This window comes from Tissierellales bacterium (assembly GCA_035301805.1).
Lineage (GTDB): Bacteria > Bacillota > Clostridia > Tissierellales > DATGTQ01 > DATGTQ01.
The window spans coordinates 1-2,286 of sequence record DATGTQ010000103.1; the positions used below are offsets into that span (position 1 = coordinate 1).

A 2,286-nucleotide genomic window follows, 5' to 3' on the forward strand; every position below is an offset into this window, starting at 1 on the left:
TTTATGGTATCTATAATACTTCTAATCTGATCCATAGATTTATCTTTTGTTAATGTTTTAATAAAGTCTATACCATAGGGAAGTTCCTTTCCTGAAGAAACTACATGATCAATAATTCCCAATTTTAGTCCTTCGTCAGCACTTATCACTTCACCTTTTATTATGAATTCAATTGCTTTCGATTTTCCAATTAAGTTTGTCAATCTTATATTCCCTCCCATACCTGGCATTAAACCTATATTCGATTCAGGTAAAGAAATGAGGGCTTTTTTTGAAGCTATTCTAAATTGACAACTTAAGGCTATTTCAAATCCTGCACCAAAACATACTCCATTTATGGCTGCTACCGTTATTAAGGGCAATTTCTCAATATATTTAAGTAAATCTTTTCCCTTATTCAATGCTTCCATGAAATCTTCTAATCTACCTTTGTATTTATTAAATTCCTCAATATCGGCTCCTGATGTAAAATACCTACCAGTTCCTGTTATTATCATTGCTATAAAATTATAATTATTAATTATTTCGTTAAGTGTTTCAAGTTCAATAAATTCAGGTACCTTTATTTTGTTTTGCTTCCCGTTCTTTAAATATAAAATACAAATATCCTTATACTTTTTCAGTTCAACTAAATCACTTTTGTATAACAGTTCACCATACATATTTAATTCTCTAAATCTACAATTTTATCATCATATTGATAAATTAAGTACATAGTTTCAATAACTTCACCTACCGTCTCTGCAGGATTTTTTAAAAGATATTTTCCTACAACCTGCAATTGAATATTAAAATCATATTCACTTTTTAACATTTCCACTAATTCAACAAACATTAATGAATCACCGTCTAAATCTTCCATAATTGTTAGCTCATCATTAATTTCACTTACTTCTATTTCACATTCTTCCGCTATAAAATTATAAACTTTCTCCCTTAATTTAGCCTTAATCTCTTCTGTTAATTCCCTCTTTACTTCCATTATCATTTTGATTTCCCCTTTCAATTTATTTTTAATATAGCTAATGTGCTATATTATTAACATAATATTAACTTAGAGTTTCTCAACATTTATAGCCTTTTTATCTAATTTTTCAGTTTTCTTCATTTTCCGTATGTTTAATTTATCTTTTAACTTAATTAAATTATCCATTATAAAACCTTGTAGATTCATATAAATTTTATCGAATCTGTTAAAGTTAACAGTTAACGCTACAGTATCCATTAAACTTTTTATAGAATAAATACTATCATCCTTACGAAGCTTAAGCCCCTTCACAGAATTATTAACATTTAGTTCTTTAAATCTTTTTTCACTAGGTAATCCTCTCTTTGTTAGTCCTCTATATTTAAAATACTCAGGTAGCATTCCAGGTTCGTCTCGTACTGAAATTTTTGTGTCAACGAGTAACTTCTCATTTATATCTTCATCGTGCTTTCTTTCAGGCCATATATATCTGTCTATGTTTAAACCACAACATACATTAAAACCATTTTCAACCTGATAAATTCTCTCAGCAGCTAAAAAAACCTCTTCTTCAGTCATATCTAATCCATAAATAGAATTCATAATTTCTGTAAAATCATCAAAGTAACCGGCTCCTGTAAAAGGTAAACCTTGTATAGCAAACAAACAAACCCCTATAGAATCTACAATTATTTTGTAGTTCTCATGCCACCAAAGTATCCTTCCTATATCTACAGGCTTGTCCAATTGTTTTTTTACATTTCTTATATTAAAAATATGTTTAGCTATATAATATCCACCATTTTGCATAGTAAAGGCAAAGCTCTTTAAGTGGTCTCCTCCTCTTGTAGAAGTTAGGTAACCTAGAGATCTTACCAACCTATTGTTACTTTGTAAGCCAGTATAGGACTTATTTATGCAAAAAGAGTAGTCTTCAAGACCTAGCTTAATAGCACTTCTATAAACTCCCTCTGCTAAAATATCTCCTATTCCTTTTCTATCTACAATTAGATTTATTATATATTCTGCATCTTCTACACTTCCAAACTTAACAGTTCTTCCAAATAATTGGTCCTTTGTAAGAAGCCCTCTCTGACAGCCTTCCATAGTTAAAGCTATTACCGCTCCCAATTCAATAGTATCTAGTCCATATTTGTCACATAATAGCTTCAGATGTAAAGTTCTAGGCCAATCAAATATTCCTGTTATAGGCCCAATAGATGCTGCACCATATTCTATTCTTGACCCAGCTAATCCCTTATATTTTCCTTTTTTTACTTTGTACCTTTTAGAACATGCAACGGGACAAGAATAACAGG

The 2,286-nt window shown here is 30.1% G+C and carries 3 protein-coding genes; all 3 read right to left on the minus strand.

Translation table 11 applies throughout. From position 1 onward, the window contains the following. Nucleotides 1-662, minus strand: a 662-nt coding sequence (locus tag VK071_04815; GenBank protein HLR34636.1) for an enoyl-CoA hydratase/isomerase family protein, incomplete at its 3' end; no start/stop codon positions are given. A gap of 2 nt (nucleotides 663-664) precedes the next feature. Further along, on the minus strand, nucleotides 665-988 hold the full coding sequence (locus VK071_04820; protein HLR34637.1) for a phosphopantetheine-binding protein: 324 nt from the start codon (nucleotides 986-988) through the stop codon (nucleotides 665-667). A gap of 66 nt (nucleotides 989-1,054) precedes the next feature. Further along, on the minus strand, nucleotides 1,055-2,286 hold a 1,232-nt coding region (locus tag VK071_04825; GenBank protein ID HLR34638.1), incomplete at its 5' end, for an aldehyde ferredoxin oxidoreductase C-terminal domain-containing protein.